Annotated in this window: 20 protein-coding genes and 1 pseudogene; 12 read left to right on the plus strand and 9 right to left on the minus strand. The window is 61.0% G+C overall.

All coding sequences use genetic code 11. From position 1 onward, the window contains the following. Positions 1-170: 170 nt before the first annotated feature. Both ACXR0M_RS18040 and ACXR0M_RS18045 read right to left on the minus strand, forming a co-directional pair. Positions 171-1646 (minus strand): inorganic phosphate transporter, encoded by a 1476-nt coding sequence (locus tag ACXR0M_RS18040; RefSeq protein WP_064586358.1) that lies wholly within the window; start codon positions 1644-1646, stop codon positions 171-173. 374 nt (positions 1647-2020) lie between these two features. Beyond that, complete coding sequence (locus tag ACXR0M_RS18045; protein ID WP_008080067.1) at positions 2021-2221, minus strand: hypothetical protein; 201 nt, start codon at positions 2219-2221, stop codon at positions 2021-2023. 653 nt (positions 2222-2874) lie between these two features. Between ACXR0M_RS18045 and pcaR the strand changes: the two genes are divergently transcribed. From pcaR to pcaC, 11 genes are all read left to right on the plus strand, one after another. Beyond that, positions 2875-3717, plus strand: a complete 843-nt coding sequence (pcaR, locus tag ACXR0M_RS18050) for a pca regulon transcriptional regulator PcaR (RefSeq protein WP_458833146.1) — start codon at positions 2875-2877, stop codon at positions 3715-3717. Positions 3718-4010: 293 nt separating this feature from the next. Beyond that, positions 4011-5357 carry an aromatic acid/H+ symport family MFS transporter gene (locus ACXR0M_RS18055; RefSeq protein WP_458833147.1) on the plus strand — a complete coding sequence of 449 codons (1347 nt, stop codon included), beginning with the start codon at positions 4011-4013 and terminating at the stop codon, positions 5355-5357. A gap of 273 nt (positions 5358-5630) precedes the next feature. Then, a complete protein-coding gene (locus tag ACXR0M_RS18060; RefSeq protein WP_003222404.1) occupies positions 5631-6488 on the plus strand; it encodes a CoA transferase subunit A in 858 nt (285 codons plus the stop codon). Beyond that, a complete protein-coding gene (locus tag ACXR0M_RS18065; protein ID WP_458833148.1) occupies positions 6488-7267 on the plus strand; it encodes a CoA-transferase subunit beta in 780 nt (259 codons plus the stop codon). The genes ACXR0M_RS18060 and ACXR0M_RS18065 overlap by 1 nt, the downstream gene beginning before the upstream one ends. Further along, positions 7264-8469, plus strand: a complete 1206-nt coding sequence (pcaF, locus tag ACXR0M_RS18070; RefSeq protein ID WP_458833149.1) for a 3-oxoadipyl-CoA thiolase — start codon at positions 7264-7266, stop codon at positions 8467-8469. The genes ACXR0M_RS18065 and pcaF overlap by 4 nt, the downstream gene beginning before the upstream one ends. A gap of 37 nt (positions 8470-8506) precedes the next feature. Further along, the gene (pcaH, locus tag ACXR0M_RS18075; RefSeq protein WP_041070512.1) at positions 8507-9211 is read left to right on the plus strand and encodes a protocatechuate 3,4-dioxygenase subunit beta; all 705 of its coding nucleotides are present in this window, start codon (positions 8507-8509) and stop codon (positions 9209-9211) included. A gap of 1 nt (position 9212) precedes the next feature. Next, entirely contained in the window at positions 9213-9779 is a 567-nt protein-coding gene (pcaG, locus tag ACXR0M_RS18080; protein ID WP_458833150.1) for a protocatechuate 3,4-dioxygenase subunit alpha, read from the plus strand. 319 nt (positions 9780-10098) lie between these two features. Beyond that, entirely contained in the window at positions 10099-11394 is a 1296-nt protein-coding gene (locus tag ACXR0M_RS18085; RefSeq protein ID WP_458833151.1) for an MFS family transporter, read from the plus strand. A gap of 46 nt (positions 11395-11440) precedes the next feature. Beyond that, on the plus strand, positions 11441-12805 hold the full coding sequence (locus ACXR0M_RS18090; RefSeq protein ID WP_458833152.1) for a 3-carboxy-cis,cis-muconate cycloisomerase: 1365 nt from the start codon (positions 11441-11443) through the stop codon (positions 12803-12805). 11 nt (positions 12806-12816) lie between these two features. Then, positions 12817-13608, plus strand: coding sequence for a 3-oxoadipate enol-lactonase (pcaD, locus tag ACXR0M_RS18095; RefSeq protein ID WP_458833153.1), 792 nt, complete (start codon positions 12817-12819; stop codon positions 13606-13608). A 10-nt stretch (positions 13609-13618) separates the two neighbouring features. Beyond that, positions 13619-14011, plus strand: a complete 393-nt coding sequence (gene pcaC / locus ACXR0M_RS18100; protein WP_400759478.1) for a 4-carboxymuconolactone decarboxylase — start codon at positions 13619-13621, stop codon at positions 14009-14011. 109 nt (positions 14012-14120) lie between these two features. Here the strand turns inward: pcaC and ACXR0M_RS18105 are convergent, their stop codons facing one another. The 7 genes and pseudogenes from ACXR0M_RS18105 to emhA all read right to left on the minus strand — a co-directional run bounded on the left by ACXR0M_RS18105 (position 14121) and on the right by emhA (position 24181). Continuing rightward, entirely contained in the window at positions 14121-14939 is an 819-nt protein-coding gene (locus ACXR0M_RS18105) for a methyltransferase domain-containing protein (protein ID WP_458833154.1), read from the minus strand. 21 nt (positions 14940-14960) lie between these two features. Continuing rightward, the gene (locus ACXR0M_RS18110; RefSeq protein ID WP_458833155.1) at positions 14961-15338 is read right to left on the minus strand and encodes a helical membrane plugin domain-containing protein; all 378 of its coding nucleotides are present in this window, start codon (positions 15336-15338) and stop codon (positions 14961-14963) included. A gap of 26 nt (positions 15339-15364) precedes the next feature. Next, positions 15365-16554: pseudogene (locus ACXR0M_RS18115) on the minus strand (NAD(P)/FAD-dependent oxidoreductase). 187 nt (positions 16555-16741) lie between these two features. Further along, a complete protein-coding gene (locus tag ACXR0M_RS18120) occupies positions 16742-18001 on the minus strand; it encodes an OprD family porin (protein ID WP_458833156.1) in 1260 nt (419 codons plus the stop codon). A gap of 412 nt (positions 18002-18413) precedes the next feature. Continuing rightward, positions 18414-19874: an efflux RND transporter outer membrane subunit EmhC gene (gene emhC, locus ACXR0M_RS18125; protein WP_458833157.1), complete on the minus strand. Its 1461-nt coding sequence runs from the start codon at positions 19872-19874 to the stop codon at positions 18414-18416. After that, complete coding sequence (emhB, locus tag ACXR0M_RS18130; RefSeq protein ID WP_458833158.1) at positions 19871-23020, minus strand: efflux RND transporter permease subunit EmhB; 3150 nt, start codon at positions 23018-23020, stop codon at positions 19871-19873. The genes emhC and emhB overlap by 4 nt, the downstream gene beginning before the upstream one ends. A 3-nt stretch (positions 23021-23023) precedes the next feature. Then, positions 23024-24181: an efflux RND transporter periplasmic adaptor subunit EmhA gene (emhA, locus tag ACXR0M_RS18135; RefSeq protein WP_458833159.1), complete on the minus strand. Its 1158-nt coding sequence runs from the start codon at positions 24179-24181 to the stop codon at positions 23024-23026. Between the two features lie 267 nt (positions 24182-24448). Here emhA and emhR point away from each other — a divergent pair, with 267 nt between their 5' ends. Beyond that, positions 24449-25081: an efflux system transcriptional repressor EmhR gene (gene emhR, locus ACXR0M_RS18140; RefSeq protein WP_458833160.1), complete on the plus strand. Its 633-nt coding sequence runs from the start codon at positions 24449-24451 to the stop codon at positions 25079-25081. Positions 25082-25423 lie beyond the last annotated feature (342 nt).

Consider the following 25423-nt stretch of genomic DNA (forward strand, 5'->3'; position numbering starts at 1 on the left):
CAAAGCCTTTTGGGTTACCTTTTCGGCGTCTGGAAAAGGTGACTCGCTGTAAGAGCGAAACCGCCAGCAGCAACACCCGAAGCAACGGATATGCCCCCAATCCCAATCCCCAAACCCAAAAAAAAGGCGCGATCCCCAAGAATCGCGCCTTCTTCACATCCAGCTATCTATCAACTACCCAAAGCCTTCGAAGCCAACCAGAACAACCCGGCCGACAACGCCACAGTCGCCGGCAGAGTCAACACCCACGCCAGCAGAATGGTACGAACCGTCCCCCCCTGCAGGCCGCTCTTGTTGGCAACCATGGTACCGGCCACGCCCGAGGACAGAACGTGAGTGGTCGACACCGGCAGGCTGAAGATGTTGGCCAGGCCAATCATGCTCGCAGCGGTAATCTGTGCCGACATGCCCTGGGCATAGGTCATGCCCTGCTTGCCGATCTTCTCGCCGATGGTCAGTACCACGCGTTTCCAGCCGATCATGGTGCCCAGACCCAGTGCCAGAGCAACCGCCAGAATCACCCAGAACGGCGCGTATTCGGTGGTGGTGGTCAGGTCTTTGCGCAACTTGTCCAGGTCAGCCTTTTCGCGGGCTTCAACGCCTGGCAGCTTGGCGACTTTCTTCGCCGTGTCGTCCAGGCACAGCAGGTAGCGGCGCACTTCGATGCGGCTTTCGGCCGGCAGCGAGTGGTAGTCCGAAACACCTTTGAGCGTGTGCAGCAGGGCGGAAATGGTCGGTTCGGTCTGCTGCGGGTTGCAGCGGAATTTCTCCGGCAGGTCGCCTTCCACGCTTTTGCCCAGCGCCAGGAACTCGCCGAGGGTGGCGGAATTGCGCTGGTAGAACTGGCTCAGGTGCAGGGTCGCGTCGCGGGTGCGCTCGATCTGGTAAGTGGTGCTGTTCAGGTCGAGAACGAACTGCGCCGGGACGATACCGATTAGCACCAGCATGATCAGGCCGATGCCTTTCTGACCGTCGTTGGAACCGTGCACGAAGCTCATGGCCATCGCCGACATCACCAGCACCAGACGATTCCAGAACGGCGGGTGTTTCTTGTCGTCGATCTTGCGGCGCTGTTCCGGGGTCTTGTGCATCTTCGACAGCGGGCGCCACCATTTCAGGCCGATCAGCACCAGGGCCGCGACAAGGAAGCCGGCCATGGGCGAGAACACCAGCGAAGCGCCGATATCGATCGCTTTCTGCCAGTTCACGCCGTCACCCAGCGGAATGTCGTTGATCAGGGCGTTGGCCAGGCCGACACCGAGGATCGAGCCGATCAGGGTGTGCGAACTCGACGCCGGGATACCGAAGTACCAAGTGCCCAGGTTCCAGGCGATGGCTGCGGCGAGCAACGAGAACACCATCGCCAGGCCATGGCCGGTGTTCACATTGATCAGCAGTTCCACCGGCAGCAAGTGGACAATGGCATACGCCACGCCAACGCCGCCCAGCAGCACGCCGAGGAAATTGAACACACCGGAGAAGAACACCGCCAGGTGTGGCGGCATGGCTTTGGTGTAGATAACAGTGGCTACCGCGTTAGCGGTGTCATGAAATCCATTGATGAACTCGAAGGCGAGGACAAACGTCAGGGCGAGCAAGAGGCTCACAAGCACCCAAGCATCCAGTCCGCTGAATAAATCGATCATGAAGGTTTTCTGACCCGGTCATAAGGGGGCGCGATTATGCCAGAAAAGACTGGAAATCGATGCCCTACCTGCTCATCGGTTACACACTTCTTCGATTTAATTTGTTGCAGTGCATGAAAACCCAGTGTCGCGCATGGTTTTTCAAATCGTTGATTTTATTGATAAAAGTCTTTTTTGGCAGGCGATTTCACCCAGGCGCAGAGGGCTCAAACGCTTGTCTGAAATATCTGTGAAACCTGTAAGACGCCCGTCCTGCGTCTGTAGGACCGAATGATGGCCGCTGCCCGCGGGTAGCGGGCGCGCAAGGCATCGTCGGTACACCGCGCTTGTAACCGGTGCGGACGCAAACCTTCAAAAAGTCCGAAAACCTTCGCTCAAGGCTCTTCGGCTTTGAGTTCCTTTTCGATCTTTTCGATTTCCTGCTTGAAAACCTGATCCTGAACGGTAGGGCGTTTGCGCCATGCTTTGCGTTCCGGTTCGGGTTGCGCGGCGTAGGTGGTGACTTCCCCGCCGTAAACTTCCTTGTAACGTTGTTCCTGGCGCTCAAGTTCCGCGCGCAGTTCGTCTTTCGTCACAGTGCTACCTGTATGAGTTGAGTTAAGTATCTGGTGAAACGCACTGCAATGAATCGATTGAACGAGCCCACCGACAGGCAATGCCCGGACAGGCATTGCTGTTAACGGCAGGGCGATCAAGACTTCCATGTTGCAGGCGGCTACGGCACCAGATTAAAAATGTCGCAGCATCAATTTCCTGGTTCAGCGAGTGCTGGCGCAGCATGAGTCATGCGCGTCGGCGCTGGCCGGGGGCTGTCGGCGAATGGCATCGCCTCGGCATGTGGCGGTCTCGGTGAATAAGACCGGGGGCCACTGAGGTGCATTATAGCGGTCGATTCGGGAATGACTATCTTTGCCTAGTTAAAAACGGTTCCGGAATGTGTGATTGTTTTGTGACTGACGTTTTTTATCGAAAGTTGCATTCGCGGCGGATGTTTATTGGGCCGGTGTTGAGTTTCTGGCGTCATTAAGTCGAACAACTAAAGAAACGATTCACTGGCTCGACAAAGTTGAGCGAATGTTTCTTTGAGGTTGAACGAGTCCTGCAAGCGCCGATTGCGATAATCGGTCGACGGTTCGATAATCGCCCAATCTTGGCGTCCCGGCCCTTGTGCATCGGCGGGTGAGCCGCTTGTATAGCCATTGATCCGTGCCGGAAAAAAGGACAACAAATGAACGATCAAATGCGCAACTCCTTCACCTCCGTGGCACCGCCGATCGTTGCTTCGCCGGCCAAGCGTATCCAGGCGTTGACCGGTGATCCGGATTTCATGACCTCGCTGGCCCGGGGCTTGGCCGTGGTGCAGGCATTTCAGGAGCGCAAACGGCACCTGACCATCGCGCAGATCAGCCACCGCACGGAAATCCCCCGCGCCGCGGTGCGCCGTTGCCTGCACACCTTGATCAAACTCGGTTACGCCACCACCGATGGCCGCACGTATTCGTTGCTGCCTAAAGTGCTGACCCTCGGCCACGCCTATCTGTCCTCGACCCCGCTGGCCGTTTCCGCTCAGCCGTACCTCGACCGCATGAGCGAGCAATTGCACGAGGCCTGCAACATGGCGACGCTCGAAGGCGACGATATTCTTTACATCGCCCGTTCGGCGACCACCCAGCGGCTGATCTCGGTCGACTTGTCAGTGGGCGGGCGGTTGCCGGCCTATTGCACGTCGATGGGGCGCATTCTGCTGGCGGCGCTGGATGACACCTCGCTGCGCGAATACCTCGATCACGCCGAACTGGTGGCCAAAACCAGTCGCACCCTGCATACCCCGGATTCCTTGCTCGAATGCCTGCAGCAAGTGCGGCAGCAGGGCTGGTGCATCGTCGATCAGGAACTCGAGCAGGGCCTGCGTTCGATTGCGGTGCCGGTCTACGACGCGTCGGGCCAGGTGGTCGCGGCGCTCAACGTCAGTACCCACGCCGGTCGCGTCAGCCGCGCCGAGCTGGAGCAGCGCTTCCTGCCGGGCCTGCTCAGCGCCAGCCGCGACCTCAGTGCGCAGCTGTTCGCCTGAGGAAGCTGTTCGATAAACGCACAGTGTTGCGTTTATCGAATTGACGCTAAAACCCTCGGATCATTAATGTCGCGGCAGCGTCATCCGGCGCATATGAATGAGCCTGCCGGATTGTCGACTCCCATAATAATGACAAGAGGCACCCTCACCATGCGCATGCTCCCCGACTGTCTCAGCCCTGTCCGCTGTTGCCGGATTTCTCGCAACGCCTGATCCCGACCTTCTATTCTTGTGACCGTGCCGCTCTCTGGCCGGCCGCCGTTCGACTGCGTTTTTTGCGTGGAATAAAAATAATGAACCAGCCTCAGTCCGCTGTAGGTCACTGCCTCGACGTGCAGACCTTCATCAATGCCCAACCGATCTCGCGCTATCAGTGGCGGGTGGTGATCCTGTGTTTCCTGATTGTGTTTCTCGATGGCCTCGACACGGCGGCGATGGGCTTTATCGCTCCGGCGTTGTCGCAGGACTGGGGCATCGACCGTGCCAGCCTCGGCCCGGTGATGAGCGCCGCGTTGATCGGCATGGTTTTCGGCGCGCTCGGCTCCGGCCCGTTGGCTGACCGCTTCGGGCGCAAAGTGGTGCTGGTCGGTGCGGTGCTGTTGTTCGGCGCGTTCAGCCTGGCTTCGGCCTACAGCAGCAACGTCGAGCAGTTGCTGGTGCTGCGTTTCCTCACCGGCCTCGGTCTCGGCGCCGGCATGCCCAACGCCACCACACTGCTTTCGGAGTACACCCCGGAACGCAAGAAGTCGTTGCTGGTGACCAGCATGTTCTGCGGCTTCAACCTCGGCATGGCCGGTGGTGGTTTTATATCGGCGAAGTTGATCCCGGCGTTCGGCTGGCACAGCCTGCTGCTGATCGGCGGGATCCTGCCGCTGATTCTCGCCGTGGTGCTGCTGTTCTGGCTGCCGGAATCGGCGCGTTATCTGGTGGTGCGCAATCGCGGTACCGACAAGGTACGCAAGACTCTGTCACCGATCGATCCGGTGGCGGTGGCGCAGGCGGCGAGTTTCAGCGTGCCGGAGCAGAAAACCGTCAAGGCGCGCAACGTGTTCGCGGTGATCTTCTCCGGTACCTACAGCGCCGGGACACTGCTGCTGTGGCTGACCTATTTCATGGGCCTGGTCATCGTCTATCTGCTGACCAGTTGGCTGCCGACCCTGATGCGCGAAAGCGGCGCGAGCATGGAGCAGGCGGCGTTCATCGGCGCGCTGTTCCAGTTTGGCGGAGTACTGAGCGCGGTCGCTGTCGGCTGGGCGATGGACCGCTTCAATCCGCACAAGGTCATCGGCACTTTCTACCTGCTGGCCGGGGTGTTTGCCTACGCGGTGGGGCAGAGCCTGGGCAACATCACCTTGCTAGCAACCTTGGTGCTGGTGGCGGGGATGTGCGTCAACGGCGCGCAATCGGCAATGCCCTCGCTGGCGGCGCGGTTCTATCCGACTCAGGGCCGGGCGACCGGAGTGTCGTGGATGCTCGGGATCGGCCGCTTTGGCGCGATTCTCGGTGCGTGGATGGGCGCGACTCTGTTGGGCCTGGGCTGGAACTTCGAACAGGTGTTGACCGCGCTGGTGATTCCGGCGGCGCTGGCGACCACGGCGGTGGTGATCAAGGGCATGGTCAGTCATGCGGATGCGACCTGAGGTCAGGTCTGTAGATCTTCATTGATACAACAGACCTCTTCGCGAGCAAGCCCGCTCCCACATTTGAAATGCATTCCCCTGTGGGAGCGGGCTTGCTCGCGAAGCCTTTGATCTTGATTGTTAGGGTGATAACAATCCGTTCGATAAACGAACACTCAGTCGATTATCGGATTGTTTGGGGTTTTTCCGCAGCTTAATCTGCAGTGACTCCGGCGCTGAACCTCGCGCCCTTTTTATCACTGGCGATTCACTACAAAAACGGGAGCCTGCTCCATGGCTGAGATCCTTTCGCTGCACGACGCGGTGAAGCAATTCGTCAACGACGGCGACACCGTCGCGCTCGAAGGCTTCACCCACCTGATCCCTACGGCGGCAGGTCATGAAATCATTCGTCAGGGCAAGAAAGATCTGACCCTGGTGCGGATGACGCCGGACCTGATCTACGACCAATTGATCGGTGCTGGCTGTGCACGCAAGCTGATCTTTTCCTGGGGTGGCAACCCCGGTGTGGGTTCGCTGCACCGTCTGCGCGATGCCGTCGAGAAGCAGTGGCCGCATGCCCTGGAAATCGAAGAACACAGCCACGCCGACCTGGCCAATGCCTACGTCGCCGGCGCTTCCGGCCTACCGTTCGCGGTACTGCGGGCCTACGCCGGTTCCGACCTGCCGAAGGTCAATCCGCTGATCAAGTCCGTGACCTGCCCGTTCACCGGTGAAGTGCTGGCGGCGGTGCCGTCGGTGCGTCCGGACGTCACCGTGATCCACGCGCAGAAAGCCGACCGCCAGGGCAACGTGCTGCTGTGGGGGATTCTCGGGGTGCAGAAAGAGGCGGCACTGGCGGCCAAGCGCTGCATCGTCACCGTCGAGGAAATCGTCGATAACCTCAATGCGCCGATGAACGCCTGCGTGCTGCCCACCTGGGCCTTGAGCGCGGTCTGCCACGTACCCGGCGGCGCGCATCCGTCCTACGCCCACGGTTACACCGAGCGCGACAATCGTTTCTATCAGGCGTGGGACCCGATCGCCCGCGACCGTGAGACGTTTACCGCGTGGATCAACGAATACATCCATGGCTGCGCTGACTTCAGCGAGTTTCAGGCCAAGCTGGCCGCTGCTTCGGAGGCCAAGTAATGACTTACACCACCAACGAAATGATGACCGTCGCTGCAGCCCGACGCCTGAAGAACGGCTCGGTGTGCTTTGTCGGCATCGGCCTGCCGTCGAAAGCTGCCAACCTTGCGCGTCTGACCTCGTCGCCGGACGTGGTGCTGATTTATGAATCCGGCCCGATTGGCGCCAAGCCGAGCGTGCTGCCGCTGTCGATCGGTGACGGCGAACTGGCGGAAACCGCCGACACTGTCGTGCCGACCGGTGAGATTTTTCGCTACTGGCTGCAGGGCGGGCGCATCGACGTCGGTTTTCTCGGCGCGGCGCAGGTCGACCGCTTTGGCAACATCAACACCACTGTGGTCGGCGACTATCACGCACCGAAAGTGCGCCTGCCGGGTGCCGGTGGCGCGCCGGAAATTGCCGGTTCGGCGAAAAGCGTGCTGATCATCCTCAAGCAGTCGGCGCGTTCGTTCGTCGACAAGCTCGACTTCATTACCTCGGTCGGCCACGGCGAGGGCGGCGATTCGCGCAAACGTCTGGGCCTGCCGGGCGCCGGTCCGGTCGGGATCATCACCGACCTGTGCATCATGGAGCCGGAAGCGGGCAGCCATGAATTCGTGGTCACCGCGCTGCATCCCGGCGTGACCCGCGAGCAAGTGGTCGCCGCCACCGGTTGGGCGATTCGTTTTGCCGACAACGTTGAAACCACTGCCGAGCCGACTGAAGTCGAGCTGAGCGCGCTGCGCGACCTCGAAGCGCGCACCGCCGCGGCCCACGGCCAGGCACCGGGAGAAGCATGATGCGTGACGTGTATATCTGCGACGCGATTCGTACTCCCATCGGCCGTTTCGGCGGTGGTCTGGCCGCCGTACGCGCCGACGATCTGGCCGCGGTGCCGATCAAGGCACTGATGGAGCGCAACCCTTCGGTGGACTGGAACGCGGTCGACGAAGTGTTCCTCGGCTGTGCCAACCAGGCCGGCGAAGACAACCGCAACGTGGCGCGCATGGCGCTGCTGCTGGCGGGCCTGCCGGACAGCGTGCCGGGCGTGACCCTCAACCGCCTCTGCGCTTCGGGCATGGACGCAATCGGCACTGCGTTCCGCGCGATTGCCAGTGGCGAGATGGAGCTGGCGATTGCCGGCGGCGTCGAGTCGATGTCCCGCGCGCCGTTCGTGATGGGCAAGGCTGACGCGGCGTTCTCGCGCAACATGAAACTGGAAGACACCACCATTGGCTGGCGCTTTATCAACCCGTTGATGAAGGCGCAATACGGCGTCGACGCGATGCCGCAGACCGCCGATAACGTCGCCGACGACTACCAAGTCTCGCGCGCCGATCAGGACGCCTTTGCCTTGCGCAGCCAGCAACGCACTGCCGCTGCGCAGGCGGCGGGCTACTTTGCCGAGGAAATCGTCGAAGTGCGCATCGCCCACAAGAAGGGCGAAACCGTGGTCAGCCAGGACGAGCACCCGCGCGCTGATACCACGCTGGAAGCCCTGAGCAAATTGAAACCGGTCAACGGCCCGGACAAGACCGTCACCGCCGGCAATGCCTCGGGCGTTAACGACGGTGCTGCCGCGCTGATTCTGGCGTCTGCCGAAGCGGTGAAAAAACACGGCCTGACCGCTCGCGCCAAAGTGCTCGGCATGGCCAGCGCCGGTGTCGCGCCACGGGTGATGGGCATCGGCCCGGTGCCGGCGGTACGCAAACTGATCCAGCGCCTGGGTGTGGCGGTCAGCGATTTTGACGTGATCGAACTCAACGAAGCGTTCGCCAGCCAGGGTCTGGCGGTGCTGCGCGAATTGGGTCTGGCCGACGATGCACCGCAGGTCAACCCGAACGGTGGTGCGATTGCCTTGGGTCATCCGTTGGGCATGAGCGGCGCGCGGCTGGTGCTGACCGCGTTGCATCAGCTGGAAAAGACTGGCGGCAACAAAGCTCTGGCGACCATGTGCGTCGGAGTAGGGCAGGGTCTGGCCCTGGCCATCGAACGCGTCTGACGCAGCGCGTCGACTGACAAGAACAGAGGAAAGCGAAATGACTGACAAGCCTGGCTACCGTCGTCCGCAGGAAGGCACCCAGCCCGAATATCTGCACCCGACGTATCAATCCACCAACCTGCGCTCGCCGTCCAAGCCGTTGGTGTTTCTGCCGCATTCGTTGTCGGAGATCACCGGCCCGACCATCGGTGCCGAACGTGTCGCCGACAAGGACAACGACCTGACCGCGCAGCACGACGGCGAACCGCTGGGCGAGCGGATCATCATTCACGGCCGCGTGCTCGACGAAAACGGTCTGCCGGTGCCGGGGATTCTGGTGGAGATCTGGCAGGCCAACGCTGCCGGTCGCTATAACCACAAACGCGACCTGCACGACGCGCCGCTGGACCCGAATTTCACCGGCACCGGCCGCACCGTGACCGACGCTGACGGCTGGTATCAGTTCCAGACCATCAAGCCCGGCGCCTATCCATGGGGCAATCACCACAACGCGTGGCGCCCGGCGCACATCCATTTCTCGCTGTTCGGGCCGAGCATCCTCACCCGCCTGGTGACGCAGATGTACTTCCCCGGCGACCCGCTGCTGGCCTACGACCCGATCTACAACTGCGTGCCGGACACCTCCGCCAAGGAACGTCTGATCGCCGCTTTCGATCTGGAAAAAACCATTCCGTCCTACGCCCTCGGTTATCGCTGGGACATCGTCTTGCGCGGCCGCGATGCCACGCCGATGGAGAAATAAGATGACGCTGACTGCCACCACGTCCCACACCGTCGGGCCGTACTACCACATCGGCCTGACCTGGCTGAACCGTGAAAACCTTGCGGTCGAACAAACCCTCGGCGAGCGGGTGGCGATCACTGGCCAGGTCGTTGACGGCAACGGCGATGTGGTCAACGACGCCATGCTCGAAGTCTGGCAGGCCAACGCCGCCGGCAAGTACGCGCACCCGGAAGACGAGCAGGACAAACCACTGGACCCGCATTTCGAAGGGTTCGGCCGGGTGCCGGTGGACGCCGAAGGGCGCTTCCGTTTCACCACGATCAAACCGGGCACGGTCGCCGGCCTGAAAGGCTCGACCCAGGCGCCGCATCTGGTGGTGCTGGTGTTTGCCCGGGGGCTGGTCAAGCACCTGATGACACGCATCTACTTCGAAGGCGAGCCGGCCAACGTCAATGATCCGCTGCTCGAATGTGTGCCAGCCGAGCGTCGCCCGACCTTGCTGGCGAAGCCGGATGCTTCCGGGGTTTATCAGTGGAATGTGATTTTGCAGGGGACTGAGGCGGAGACGGTGTTTTTCGATTATTGAAGAACACCCCAAATCCCCTTCGTAGGAAAGTGTCTCTGCGGTGAGCAATGCTGTTCACTTAACCCCTGTGGCGAGGGGATTTATCCCCGATGGGCTGCGAAGCAGCCCCCAAAACCTGAAATCGCGGTGCTTCAGAAATACTGAGGTTGCAGAGTTTGCGAGTGCTGCGCACTCGATCGGGGCGGTGCGACGTTTCGCTAAATCCCCTCACCACAAGGGTAGGTCAATACAAAGGGAACTGTGTTGTAGATGTATCTGTGGAACGGGACTGTTGCGAAGTGTGTCTAGACTTTCACCTGTCCCCTCAGAGTAAAAAACAATGACAACCACCACTACTCACTACACCGGCGAAGAGCGCAGCAAGCGCATCTTCGCCATTGTCGGCGCCTCGTCCGGGAATCTGGTCGAATGGTTCGACTTCTATGTCTACGCCTTTTGCGCGATCTACTTCGCCCCGGCGTTTTTCCCTTCCGACAATCCCACGGTGCAACTGGTCAACACCGCCGGTGTATTCGCTGCCGGGTTCCTGATGCGCCCGATTGGCGGCTGGATTTTCGGGCGGCTGGCGGACAAGAAGGGCCGCAAGACTTCGATGATGATTTCGGTGCTGATGATGTGCTTCGGCTCGTTGCTCATCGCCTGCCTGCCGACCTATTCGAGCATCGGCGTGTGGGCGCCGCTGCTGTTGTTGTTCGCGCGTCTGCTGCAAGGTTTGTCGGTGGGCGGCGAGTACGGCACCACCGCGACCTACATGAGTGAAGTCGCGCTCAAGGGCCAGCGTGGATTCTTCGCCTCGTTCCAGTACGTGACCCTGATCGGCGGGCAACTGCTGGCGGTATCGCTGGTGGTGATCCTGCAGCAGTTCCTCAGCGAAGAAGAACTGCGTGCCTATGGCTGGCGGATTCCGTTTGTGGTGGGTGCGGTGGCGGCGGTGATTTCGCTGTTCCTGCGGCGTTCGCTGAAAGAAACCGCCAGCAAGGAAATGCGCGAGAACAAGGACGCCGGCAGCATCCGCGCACTGTTCCGCGATCACAAGGCCGCGTTCATCACCGTGCTCGGTTACACCGCCGGTGGTTCGCTGATTTTCTACACCTTCACCACCTACATGCAGAAGTACCTGGTGAACACCGCCGGCATGCACGCCAAGACCGCCAGCTACATCATGACCGGCGCGCTGTTTCTGTATATGTGCATGCAGCCGCTGTTCGGCATGCTCGCCGACAAGATCGGTCGGCGTAATTCGATGCTCTGGTTCGGCGCGCTCGGCACCTTGTTCACCGTGCCGATCCTGTTGAGCCTGAAAAGCATCAGCAGCCCGATTCTGGCCTTTGTGCTGATCACCGTGGCGCTGGCGATCGTCAGTTTCTACACCTCGATCAGCGGCCTGGTGAAAGCCGAAATGTTCCCGCCGGAAGTCCGTGCCCTCGGCGTGGGCCTGGCCTACGCGGTGGCCAACGCGATCTTCGGCGGGTCGGCGGAATACGTGGCCCTGAGCCTGAAAGCCGGGGGCATGGAAAACGCGTTTTACTGGTACGTCACGCTGATGATGGCGGTGGCGTTCCTGTTCAGCCTGCGCTTGCCGAAACAGGCGGCGTACTTGCATCACGATCTGTAAACCGATGTGCGCGGGCCGAACTGGCCCGCGCCGGCAAGGACTGTTTATGACTCAGCGACCGGGCAATCAATTGTTCGATGCCTACTTCACGGCCCGCGACATGCGCGAGGTGTTCTGCGATCAGGGCCGGGTGCAGGCGATGCTCGATTTCGAAGCGGCGCTGGCCCGGGCCGAGGCGCGGGTCGGGTTGATTCCGCCGTCTGCCGTGGCGCCGATTGCCGCGGCCTGCAACGCCGGTCTGTATGACTTCGCCGCACTCGGTGAAGCCATTGCCACCGCCGGCAATTCGGCGATCCCTCTGGTCAAGGCCTTGGGCAAGCAGATCGCCGCGACCAACGCTGAAGCCGAACGTTATGTGCATCTGGGCGCCACCAGTCAGGACGTGATGGATTCGGGGCTGGTGCTGCAATTGCGCCAGGCGCTGGAACTGATCGAAAGCGATCTGGCAGCGCTGGCGGATTCGCTGGCCAGCCAAGCCAAACGCTATGCGGCGACGCCACTGGCCGGGCGCACCTGGCTGCAACACGCCACGCCCGTCACGTTGGGGATGAAGATCGCCGGCTGGCTTGGCGCAGTGACTCGCAGTCGCCAGCGTCTGCGCGAACTCAAGCCGCGGCTGCTGGTGCTGCAGTTTGGCGGCGCGTCCGGCACCCTCGCGGCGTTGGGCGAGCAGGCCTTGCCGATTGCCGCAGCGCTGGCCGAAGAACTGCGACTGAGCTTGCCGGAGCAACCGTGGCACACTCAGCGTGATCGCCTCGTCGAGTTCGGCTCAGTGCTCGGTTTGATCGCTGGCAGCCTTGGCAAACTGGGCCGCGACGTCAGCCTGCTGATGCAAACCGAAGCGGCGGAAGTGTTCGAGCCGTCGGCGCCGGGCAAGGGCGGTTCGTCGACCATGCCGCACAAGCGCAACCCGGTGGGCGCGGCGGTGTTGATCGGCGCCGCAACCCGCGTGCCGGGGCTGGTGTCGACGCTGTTCAGCGCCATGCCTCAGGAGCACGAACGCAGCTTGGGTTTGTGGCATGCCGAATGGGAAACCCTGCCGGAGATCTGCTGCCTGGTGTCCGGTGCGCTGCAACAGGCGCGGCTGCTGGCCGATGGGCTGGAAGTCGATGCCGAACGCATGGCGCGCAATCTCGAATTGACCCAAGGGCTGGTGCTGGCGGAAGCGGTGAGCATCGTCCTCGCCCAGCGCGTCGGCCGCGACAGCGCGCATCACCTGCTCGAACAGTGCTGCAAACGCGCGGTGGCTGAGCAGCGCCATCTGCGCGCGGTGCTCGGTGACGAGCCGCAAGTGACCGCCGAATTGAGCAGCACCGAACTGGATCATCTGCTCGACCCCGCGCATTACCTCGGCCAGGCACAGGTCTGGGTCGAGCGCGCCGTGGCCGAACACAACGCTTTGACTGTCTGAAGGAGAGGGCTGTGGCTTTCGTTCAACTCGCCGATGGCGAACTGCACTATCAACTGGAGGGGCCGGTCGATGCGCCGGTGCTGGTGCTGTCCAACTCGCTGGGCACCGACCTGCACATGTGGGATGCGCAGATGCCGGCGCTCACCGAGCATTTCCGCGTTCTGCGGTTTGATACGCGCGGGCACGGCCAGTCGCTGGTGACAGCGGGGCCTTACAGCATCGAGCAGTTGGGCCGTGATGTCCTCGGACTGCTGGATGCGCTGCACATCGAACGCGCGCATTTCTGCGGCTTGTCGATGGGCGGGTTGATCGGCCAGTGGCTGGGGATCAACGCCGGTCATCGTCTGCACAAACTGATCGTGTGCAACACCGCCGCGAAGATCGGCGATCCGTCGGTGTGGAATCCACGCATCGAAACCGTGCTGCGCGACGGCCCGGCGGCGATGGTTGCGTTGCGCGATGCGTCGATTGCCCGTTGGTTTACCCCGGACTTCTCGGCGGCCCATCCGGCTGCGGCGAAGAAAATCACCGACATGCTGGCCGCGACCAATCCTGAGGGTTACGCCGCCAACTGCGCAGCGGTACGCGATGCGGATTTCCGTGAGCAACTGGCGGCGATCAGCGTGCCATTGCTGGTCATCGCCGGCACTGAAGACGCAGTGACGCCACCGTCCGGCGGGCATTTCATTCAAGCGCATGTACGCGGCGCCGAGTACGCCGAGTTCCATGCCGCACATCTTTCCAACGTGCAGGCCGGCGACGCGTTCAGCGACCGCGTGCTGACATTCTTGCTGGCTGATTGAGGGGATTTCCGTGGACGAGAAACAACGTTACGACGAAGGCCTGCAAGTACGCCGCGCGGTGCTGGGCGATGCCCACGTCGATCGCAGCCTGACCACGCTGACCGAATTCAATTCGGAATTCCAGGAGATGATCACCCGTCACGCCTGGGGCGACATCTGGACCCGCCCGGGCCTGCCACGGCACACCCGCAGCCTGATCACCATCGCCATGCTGATCGGGATGAACCGCGAAGCCGAGCTGAAACTGCATTTGCGCGCAGCGGCCAACAACGGTGTGAGCCGGGGCGAGATCAAGGAGGTGATCATGCAGAGCGCGATTTATTGCGGGATCCCGGCGGCGAATGCGACGTTTCATTTGGCGGAGTCGGTGTGGGATGAGTTGGGGGTTGAATCCCGGGAATAGTCGTTGTCCGGGGCTGACGCCTTCGCGAGCAAGCCCGCTCCCACATCTGGAATGCATTTCAACTGTGGGAGCGGGCTTGCTCGCGAAGGCGATAGTCGCCCGAATGAAGTCAAACTCTGGCCACAATAAACATCCGTTTGAACGCAAACAACGTATGCCCATCCGCCTCCTGCGGATAATGCGCATGCACCCGCATCAGAAAGTGGTAGATAAACCGCGCCTGTTCCGCTGACGTCAGCGCCTGCATCACCGGCCGCAGCGCCGAGACCTTCACCCAGTCATACACCGGCGACTTGCCGTCGATCACCTGCAGTTGCTCGGTCTCCCAGATGTCCAGCGACGTGGTCAGCGGTGCGAGCAGGCGGTAGTAATCCTTCAGCGTCAACAACGGTCGAGCGGCCATGCGCCGGCGCAGTTGCGGGGTGCCCAAGGGCGTGTGATTCGGGCCTGCGTCTTCAAGGGTTTCGAGCATCAGTCGATACCACAGCGCATCGCGCCAGTCCGGCATGTGCGCCGCCAGACAGCCGCCGGGATTGAGATGCCCGAGCAGGCGTGGCAGCAGTTGTTGATGATCGTCGATGAAATGCAGCACCGCTGCCGCAAGCAGCAGATCGGCCGGTTGATCGGGGTGCCAGGCGAGCAGATCGCATTCTGTCCATGACGCGTTGATTGGCAACCTGCGCGCCTCTTCGAGCATCTGTGCGGAGCTGTCGACGCCCTGCAGCCGGGCACGCGGCCAGCGCTCGGCGAGCAGTTGCGTGGCGATGCCGGTGCCGCAACCGAGGTCGTAAATACGTTGGGGATTGTCCAGTTCGACGCGGTCGAGCAATTCGTTGACCGGGCGTTGCCTGAGACGGGAAAACTGCTGGTACGCCTTGGCGTCCCAGTGCGTGCAGGCGTTGCCTGCCGCTGCGGATTTGGTGCGCATGAGGAGGTCCTCTCTGGCGGATTACAGTTGTCTGCCGATCACGTTCAGGGTTTTCAAGACGACGGCCACGCCTTTGCGCGTGTCCTCTTCATGCAGCAGTTTGAGTAGCGTCAGAATGCCCGGCGCCGTGGTCTGCGCCGATACCTCGGCGTTGGCCACCCGCACTGCATTGCTGACGGCCCAGGCGGCGGCAGTGCTGCTCTCAAACAATTGCGCAAGTTTTTCCACCATCGCCGCGTCGAGCAAATCAACCATGTCCGAGACCAGCGACAGCAGGTCGACCAGGTTGTCCAGGCGACCGTTGTCGATGAGGGGCTGCAGTTTTTCCAGCAGATTGTTCAGTCCGGGTGTGCCCGACATCTTTTCCGCACCACTCGGATGTTCACCAGATACATTCATCGCTGTTCACTCCTCCCTGTGCAGGGTCAAAGCATGCCGCGGGCAACGGCCCAATACAGACCGCGATTGAAGCCGTTTCTGAGCAGACCGCCGAGTTTGGTCGGGGGTGTCGGTGTAACGTCGTGTGCGTAGTCGTACCACAGTGGCATACCGGCGTTGAGCCCCATCTGCGCCACGGCCTGAACCCGTCCGTCATAAGCGCTAATGGACGATCCCAGACGAATTTCTCCGGCAATATTGTTGGCAATGACCGGGGCCTGGTTATGGCAGGCCCCCCTGCCTTGCTCACCGGCAGATCGACGGTGTCCCCAATCACGTACACGTTCTCCAGGCCGTATACCTGCAGCGTTTCGTGATTGGTCGGCAGCCAGCCCTCGTTGTCTGGCGCTTGTGAGGCGCCCGATTGCAGTACCGCATCCACGGCACGGATCGGTGGGGTCGCCAGCAAAATATCGAAAGACTCGGATGCGCCCTCGGCCGAATAGGCAATTTTGCGCTCGACATCGACATGACTGAGGGTAAAGCCGCGTTGGTAGAGGATGTTTTTTTGCTCGAAGATGCCGGGCAGTACATTGCCGGTCGGGCGTTGCAAAAACAGGCAATTGCGCAGCAGCTGGGCGATGGTGGGGTAGGTGTAGACAATTTCCACCTGATTGCGCACGCCACGTCGGCGCAGGTAGTCATCGAGCATCAGCGTGGTTTCTACCGGGGCGATACCGCATTGGTGCGGGACATTGGGGGTTTGCGGGAACGAGACGGTGATGAAGATCCGGCCTTTGTTGATCGTACTCAAGCGCTGCGCCAACTGCCGGGCAGGCTCATATTGATAGAAATGGTCGCCGGCTTCGCGCAGACCTTCGATGCGCTCCGGTGCCGGTACACAACCCGTGGCGATCACCAGAAAGTCATAGCTGTAACGCTTGCCGCTGCGGGTCAGCAGGCTTTGAGCAACGAAATCGAAGCGCGTGACTTCCTCCACTGCAAAGGTGATTTCCGGACGCAGCAAGGATCGCTCGGGCCGCTTGAGCTCTTCTTCAAAGAATTGATTGAACGCCACGTACATGAACGCGGGCTTGTAGTAGTGATCGGGGGAGTTGGACAGCAATACAATCGACACGTCGCCGCGTAGAACTTCGGGATACAGCTTGCGGACCAATTGATTGGCCAGCATGGTTCCACCTACACCGCCACTGACGATAACTATTCGCTTGCTCATACCTGACCTCCGTGGCCAAGGCAGCTTCGCGTACAGCATCCGGAGATAACGGAAGAAAACTTAAGGCTCCTACATCAGACTGGAGAATTTACACACCTGATTGAATGTATCTGCGTCGCGACAAATCGCCAGTCGGACTGACCAGTGGTGGTCGCCGGCATCGCCCATGCGCTGCCGGCGCGGTGGATCAGAGCAGGCTGATCGGATAGCTGATGATCAGACGGTTCTCGTCGAACTCGTTGGTGCTGAAGTCGCGGCGCATGGTCGAGTTGCGCCAGCGCACGTTGAGGTCGCGCAGGGCGCCGCTTTGCACGGTGTAGCCCAGTTCCGATTCGCGGCCCCATTCCTTGCCGTCGGTGATGGTCCCGGTGTGCACGTTGTCGCCGCTGATGTAGCGGTTCATCAGGGTCAGGCCGGGGATGCCGAGGGCGGCGAAGTTGTAGTCGTGGCGCAGCTGCCAGGAGCGTTCCTGGGCGTTGTCGTAACTGGCGTTGTAGCTGTCGTTGGCCAGGGTGCCACCGCTGGTGCCGTTGACCCGCATCCAGGCGCTGTCGCCAGTGAGTTTCTGCAGGCCGACGTAGAAAGTGTTGCCGCCGTAACGCGCGGAGAACATTCCCGACCAGGTCTTGTTGTCCAGCTCGCCGGCGCGGGCGCTGCCGTCATCCTTGCCGTAGAAAAAACCGAGATTGGCGCCCAGGGTCCAGTCGCCCACGGGCTGGCTGTGGATCAGGTTGACGTATTGCTGGCTGTAGATGTCCTTGAGTTCGGCGTTCCACACGCCGATCTGCGTGCGTTTTTCGTTGAAAGAATATTCAGCACCCTGAAAGTTGAAGCGGTCGGAGGTGAACGCCGCTTTGCCGGTCATCGACATGTCGCTCATGCTGCTGTCGTCACGCGGGCTGTTGGCGCGGAACTGGCCGCCGTACAGGGTCAGGCCGTTGATTTCCTTCGAAGTGATCTGCCCGCCACGGAAAGTTTGCGGCAGCGAACGCCCGTCGTCCGAACGCAGGATCGGCAGCACTGGCATCCATTCGCCAACCTTGATTTCGGTCTGCGACAGTTTGGCTTTGAACGCGACGTTGGTGCGGCCGAAATTGTCTGCGGGGCGCCCGTCGTGATCCAGCGGCAGCAACTGCGTGCCGCCGGTGCCTTTACCGCCATCGAGCTTGAGCGAATACAGGCCGAGCACGTCCATGCCGAAGCCGACGGTGCCTTGGGTGAAACCGGATTTGGCGTCGAGGATAAAGCTCTGCGTCCATTCTTCAGCCTTGCCCTGCGCCTTGTTCGGGTTAGTGAAGTTGCGGTTGATGTAGAAGTTGCGCAGGTTCAGGTTGGCCTTGGCCCCTTCAAAAAAACCGCTGTCTTCGGCCACCGCCGGCAACGCGGCGCCAGCCAGTGTCAGAGCGATCAGGCCAGTAAATGCATACGGCGCAGTGGGATGGGTCATCGCAAGGTCTCTTGTTATTTTTTTGGGTCGAACGAAATCGTTGCCGCCGTTTCGGGGCAGTCACGAAGTTGTGCATTCTGGAATCAGACGGCGAGAGATCAGCCGGACGGGGCAGGGCGCGGGAGCATGGTGTCGAACCTGTTGTTATTGGTTTTGTGGATCGAATGGTGCGGTGGGCGCAGGGCGGGTTTCAATCGGGGAAAGCGGGTTTTGGGCGATTATCGAACGCAAGATTGATCCGGATTTTTGAGGCGATTTAAGGGCCCCTTCGCGAGCAAGCTCGCTCCCACATTTGAAATGCGTTCCCTGTGGGAGCGAGCTTGCTCGCGAAGAGGTCAGCCCAGACAAAACAATTTTCCGGCAGGCAACAAAAAGCCCGCCAAAAGGCGGGCTTCCTGTATTCACCGGATGATCAGAACAGCTTCATCTTCGGTGCTTCTTCTTTCACCGGCTCGTTCTGCGCGGTCTGCGCATTCCAGCCACCACCCAGTGCCTTGTACAGGTTGACCGCGCTGGTCAGCTGCGCAAGGCGGTCGGTGATCAGCGCCTGTTGCGCGCTGAACAGCTGACGCTGGGCATCGAGGAAGGTCAGGTTGCTGTCGACGCCGATGCGGTAACGGCGCTCGGCCAGGCGGTAGTAATCCTGGTTGGCCGCGACGAAGTCACGCTGCGCCTGCAACTGCTCGGTGTAGGTCTGGCGTGCGGCCAGGCCGTCGGCGACTTCCTGGAAGGCGGTCTGGATCGACTTCTCGTAGTTCGCCACGCCAATGTCCTTCTGGATCTTGGCGTAGTCGAGGCTGGCGCGCAGGCTGCCGGCGTTGAAGATCGGCAGGTTGATCTGCGGCTGGAACAGCCACGTGCCCGATCCCCCCTTGAACAGCCCGGACAGGTCCGGACTCAGGCTGCCGGCGTTGGCGGTCAGGCTGATGCTCGGGAAGAACGCCGCGCGGGCGGCGCCGATATTGGCGTTGGCGGCCTTCAGATTGTGTTCGGCCTGAAGGATGTCCGGACGCCGTTGCAGCAGGTCTGAAGGCAGACCGGCCGGAACGTCGCTGAGCAGGTCGTCCGACAGCGGTTTGGTCCCTTGCAGATTGGCCGGGATGCCAGTGCCGAGCAGCAGGGTCAGGCTGTTTTCGTCCTGAGCCACCTGACGCGTGTACCTGGCCAGTTGCGCCCGGGCGTTTTCCACCGAGGTGCGCGACTGCGCCAGATCCAGCGCCGAGGCCACGCCGACTTCGTTGCTGCGGCTGGTCAGCTTGTAGCTTTCCTCGAAGGCACCGAGGGTGTCTTGCGTCAGCTTGAGCAGTTCCTTGTCGGCCTGCCAGGTCAGGTAGGCGTTGGCCACGTTGGCCACCAGGCTGATCTGGGTACTGCGCCGCGCTTCTTCGGTGGCGAAGTATTGCTGCAGCGCTTGCTCGCTCAGGCTGCGAACCCGACCGAACAGGTCGAGTTCGTAGGCGCTGATGCCGACGGTGGCGGAGTACGAGCTGGTGATGCTCGCGTCGCCCGTCTGCGAGGCACGGGCCGGAACCCGCTGACGGCTGCCGCTGGCATTGGCCGAGACGGCCGGGAACAGATCGGCACGCTGGATGCGGTATTGAGCCGCGTAAGCGTCGATGTTCAGCGCCGCAACACGCAGGTCGCGGTTGTTTTCCAGCGCGACCTGGATCAACTGCTGCAGGGCGGGGTCATGGAAAAACTGCTTCCAGCCCTGCTCGGCAGCGGTTTGCGCCGGCGCCTGGGCCGGCGAGTACGCCGGGCCCTGCGGGTACTGGCCCGCGACCGGTGCTTCAGGGCGCTGATAATCGGGGATCAGCGAGCAACCGCTCAGCACGAAGGCGGCGACTGCGAGGGAGAGTAGCGACTTGCTCATTGGCCAGCCTCTTTAGGGGTTTCAGTCGTTTCATCCTTGTCAGCGATTTTACGCTGGCCCAGGGACGAAACCGTAACGAAGAACAGTGGGACCCAGAAAATCGCCAGGATCGTGGCCGTGAGCATACCGCCAATCACGCCGGTACCGATCGCATGTTGACTGCCTGAACCGGCGCCAGTGGAAATCGCCAACGGTACAACACCGAGGACGAAGGCCAGCGAGGTCATGATGATCGGGCGCAGACGCATGCGGCAGGCTTCGATCGCCGCATCGCGCAGGCTGCGCCCTTGTTCATGCAGTTCCTTGGCGAACTCGACGATCAGAATGGCGTTTTTAGCCGCCAGACCGATGGTCGTCAACAGACCCACCTGGAAGTACACGTCGTTGGACAGACCGCGCAGGCTGGTGGCCATCAGCGCACCGATAATCCCCAGTGGTACCACGAGCATGACCGCGATCGGAATCGACCAGCTTTCATACAGCGCCGCCAGACACAGGAACACCATCAGCAGCGACAGGGCGTACAGCGCTGGCGCTTGCGAACCCGACAGACGTTCCTCATAGGACAGACCGGTCCAGGAGATACCGACACCGGCCGGCAGCTTCTTGGCGATCGCTTCAACTTCGGCCATCGCTTCACCGGTGGAATAACCCGGCGCCGGAGAGCCGAGCACTTCCATCGCTTCTACGCCGTTGTAACGGGCCAGCTTCGGTGAACCGTAGATCCACTCGCCTTTGGCGAATGCGGAGAACGGCACCATGGTCCCGGCGTTGTTGCGCACGTACCATTTCTTCAGGTCTTCAGGGCTCATGCGAGCACCGGCCTGACCTTGTACGTAAACCTTCTTCACCCGACCACGGTCGATGAAGTCGTTGACGTAGCTACTACCGAAGGAGATCGACAGGGTGCTGTTGATGTCGCTGAGGCTCAAGCCAAGGGCCTGGGCTTTCTCGTCGTCGATTTCCAGGTGGTATTGCGGTTCATCGTTCAGGCCGTTCGGACGCACCTGATAGAGCACCTTGCTTTGCGCCGCCAGACCGAGGAACTGGTTACGCGCTTCCATCAGTTTCTCGTGACCGATACCGGCGCGGTCTTGCAGGAACACGTCGAAACCGGTGGCGTTACCCAACTCCAGTACCGCGGGCGGGGCGAATGCAAACACCATCGCATCACGGAAGCTGAAGAAGTGCTGCTGGGCACGCTGGGCCAGGGCAAACACGCTGTTGCTCGCATCCCGCTCGCCCCACGGCTTGAGCATGATGAATGCCAGACCCGAGCTCTGACCTCGACCGGCGAAGTTGAAGCCGTTCACGGTAAACACCGAGGACACTGCGCCTGCTTCTTTATCCAGCAGGTAGCTGCGCATCTCGTCGATCACCACCTGAGTACGCTCGGCACTCGAACCGGCCGGGGTCTGCACCTGGGCGAACAGTACGCCCTGGTCTTCTTCCGGCAGGAACGCGGTCGGAATGCGGGTGAACAGCCAGATCATGCCGACCACGATCAGCAAGTACGCCAGCAGATAAGGCGCTTTGCGCGACAGCATGTTGCCGACACCGCGCTCATAACTTCTGACGCCGCGGTCGAAATTGCGGTTGAACCAGCCGAAGAAACCTTTTTTCGGCGTGCCGTGGTCACCCTTCGCAATAGGCTTAAGCATGGTCGCGCAGAGTGCCGGGGTGAAGATCAGTGCAACCATGACCGACAGGGCCATGGCCGAGACGATGGTGATCGAGAACTGCTTGTAGATCACCCCGGTGGAACCGCTGAAGAACGCCATCGGCAGCAGTACCGCCGACAGAACCAGGGCAATACCGACCAGTGCGCCCTGGATCTGGCCCATGGACTTCTTGGTCGCTTCCTTCGGTGACAAGCCTTCTTCGCTCATCACCCGCTCGACGTTTTCCACCACGACGATGGCGTCGTCCACCAGCAGACCGATGGCCAGCACCATACCGAACATGGTCAGGGTGTTGATGCTGAAACCGGCGGCGGCGAGGATGCCGAAGGTACCGAGCAATACCACTGGCACGGTCATCGTGGTGATCACGGTGGCGCGGAAGTTCTGCAGGAACAGGAACATCACCAGGAACACCAGCACGATCGCTTCGACCAGGGTTTCAACCACACCCTTGATCGACTCGGTCACCACTGGCGTGGTGTCGTACGGGAACACCACTTCCATGCCTTGCGGGAAGAACGGCTTGAGGTCGTCAATCGTCTTGCGCAGGGCTTTGGCGGTGTCGAGGGCGTTGGCGCCGTTGGCCAGTTTTACCGCCAGACCGGAAGCCGGGCTGCCGTTGAACTGCGCGGAAATGCTGGAGTTCTCACCGCCCAGACCGACGTCAGCGACGTCGCCGACACGCACTTGCGAGCCGTCCTGGTTCACCTTCAGCAGAATCGCCTTGAACTGCTCGGCAGTCTGCAGACGGGTCTTGCCGATGATCGTCGCGTTCAGTTGCTGGCCCGGCAACGCCGGCAGACCGCCGAGCTGACCGGAAGACACCTGGACGTTCTGAGCCGAGATCGCGGCGCTGACATCGCCCGGGGTCAGGTTGTACTTGTTCAACTTGGCCGGGTCGAGCCAGATGCGCATCGCGTACTGGGCACCGAAGACCTGGAAGTCACCGACACCGGCGGTCCGCGAGATCGGGTCCTGCATGTTCGACACGATGTAGTTGGACAGGTCGTCCTTGGTCATGCTGCCGTCACGCGAAACCACACCGATCACCAACAGGAAGTTTTTCACTGCCTTGGTGACGCGGATACCTTGTTGCTGCACTTCCTGCGGCAACAGCGGGGTGGCGAGGTTCAGCTTGTTCTGAACCTGCACCTGCGCGGTGTCGGAGTTGGTGCCCTGCTCGAAGGTCGCGGTGATGGTCATGCTGCCGTCGGAGTTACTTTCCGAGGACACATAACGCAAGTTGTCGATACCGTTGAGCTGCTGCTCGATCACCTGGACCACGGTGTCCTGCACGGTTTGCGCCGAAGCGCCCGGGTAGGTCACGGAGATCGCAATGGCCGGCGGCGCAATGCTCGGGTACTGGTTGATCGGCAATTTCAGGATCGAAAGTGCCCCGACCAGCATGATCACCAGAGCAATTACCCAGGCGAAAATCGGACGGTCGATGAAGAATTTTGACATGAGTTACTCCCCTTTGCCGCCAGCGGCTTTGTCAGCTGCCTGAGCGGGGGCCGGGTTCTTCTTGGCTACGTTGGTCGCTTCAGTCGGGTTGACCTGAACACCTGGGCGAACGTATTGCAGGCCTTCGGTGATCAGACGATCGCCGGCTTTCAGGCCATCTTCGATCAGCCATTGACTGCCGACGGTGCGGCTGGCCTTGAGCTGACGCAGCTCGACCTTGTTGTCGGCGCCGACGACCAGTGCGGTCGGGGTGCCTTTGAGGTCACGGGTCACGCCTTGTTGCGGCGCCAGAATGGCGGCAGCGTTGACCCCGGCCTGCAACTGGGCGCGGACGAACATGCCCGGCAGCAGGGTGTGATCCGGGTTCGGGAACACCGCGCGCAAGGTCACGGAACCGGTAGTCGGATCGACCGACACTTCGGAAAATTCCAGCTTACCGTCGAGCTTGTACTGGCTACCGTCTTCCAGCGTCAGCTTGACCGCTGCCGAATTGTCGCCGGCCTTCTGCAGACGACCGCTTTCCAGCTCGCGGCGCAGTTCCAGCAGTTCAACCGAGGACTGAGTGACGTCAACGTAGATCGGGTCCAGTTGCTGGATCGTCGCCATCGCGTCGGCCTGGCCGTTGCTGACCAATGCACCTTCGGTCACCGAAGAACGACCGATGCGGCCGGAGATCGGCGCGTACACCTTGGTGTATTTCACGTTGATCTGCGCGCTCTGCAGCGAGGCTTCCGATTGCAGGCGGTTGGCCACGGCAGTGTCGTATTCCTGACGGCTCACGGCCTGCTCGTCGACCAGTTGCTTGTAGCGGTCGGAGATCGACTTGGTCGAACGCAGGTTGGCTTCGGCGCTTTTCAGGGTCGCTTCATAAACCGATGGATCGATCTGATACAGCTGCTGGCCGGCTTTGACATCGCCGCCTTCCTTGAACAGTCGCTTGAGAATGATGCCGTTGACCTGTGGTCGAACTTCGGCGATGCGGAACGCACTGGTGCGGCCCGGCAGTTCGGAGGTGAGGGTGAACGCTTGTGGTTGCAGGGTGACGACGCCGACCTGAGGAGGCGGAGCGGCCGGGGCCGCTTCTTCCTTTTTACATCCGCTGAGCAGCGATGCCAGGGCGACGGCAGTGACCAGAGCGGTAACAGCTGGCTTGAATTGCATGAAGATCCTCGGGTCAGGCGCGCGAAAAGCGCACAAGAAGTGTGGAAGGGTAAAAAAATCGTCTCGGGTGGATAAGTAGCTTGCTAATGAATATACTTACGTTCATGGTTGTTTGTAAACACCCTGGCGTCGTATCCACCCTGTTACAAAAGTCGTCGCAAGGTTTGAAATTGTAGGCCGGGGAGTCGATTCGTGAGAGATCGTCCCCCTCTTTATTCAGTGGATATTCAGCCATCCCTGAAACACCCTGTTTGAGGTTTTACTGCCATGGTCCGTCGTACCAAAGAGGAAGCTGCAGAAACGCGAAGCCAGATTCTCGAAGCGGCCGAGAAAGCGTTTTATGAACGCGGTGTGGCGCGCACGACCCTGGCGGACATCGCGACCCTGGCCGGCGTCACGCGCGGTGCCATCTATTGGCACTTCAGCAACAAGGCCGATCTGGTGCAGGCCATGTTCGACGCCTTGCGCGAGCCTCTGGATGCATTGGCCCGGGCCAGCGAGAGTGAAGATGAGCTTGATCCACTGGGCTGCATGCGCCAGTTGCTGATTCACCTGTTTCATCAGGTTGCGCTGGACCCGAAAACCCGGCGGATCAACGAAATTCTGTTTCATAAGTGCGAATTCACCGATGAAATGTGCGATTTGCGCCAGCAGCGGCGGGAGGTCAGTCTCGATTGCAACTCGCGCATCGCCCTGGCCCTGCGCAATGCGGTGAATCGCGGCCAGTTGCCGGAAGATCTCGACACTGCCCGCGCGGCCATCAGCATTCATGGCTATATCGATGGCCTCCTGTATGGATGGCTCCTGGCGCCCGACAGCTTCGAGCTGCATGCCGAAGCCGAGCGCTGGGTCGATACGGGACTGGACATGCTGCGCCTGAGCCCGAGCCTGCGCAAATGAAAGAAAATGCGTTATTGGCGACCTCGAGCCTGATTGCTTTCATGCAATGGCGGGGCGCGAGTGTAAACGCAGCGGGCTACGGATTTTGTAGGGATTTTGTGTCGTCCTTGTGAACGAGTGTGAGCTGTCGTCAATAACGACAGCGTCCAGGAAACTCAGACTTCACCAGGATGCCCTTGTGGGAGCGGGCTTGCTCGCGAAAGCGGTGCGCCAGCCAACCCGGATGTTGAATGGACATACCCATTCGCGAGCAAGCCCGCTCCCACTATGGATCTCCAGATGCGGACAAGCCCAAGAAAAAGCCCCCGACTTTCACAAGTCGGGGGCTTTTTCGTTGCTGCG

This window comes from Pseudomonas sp. Eth.TT006 (assembly GCF_054456575.1).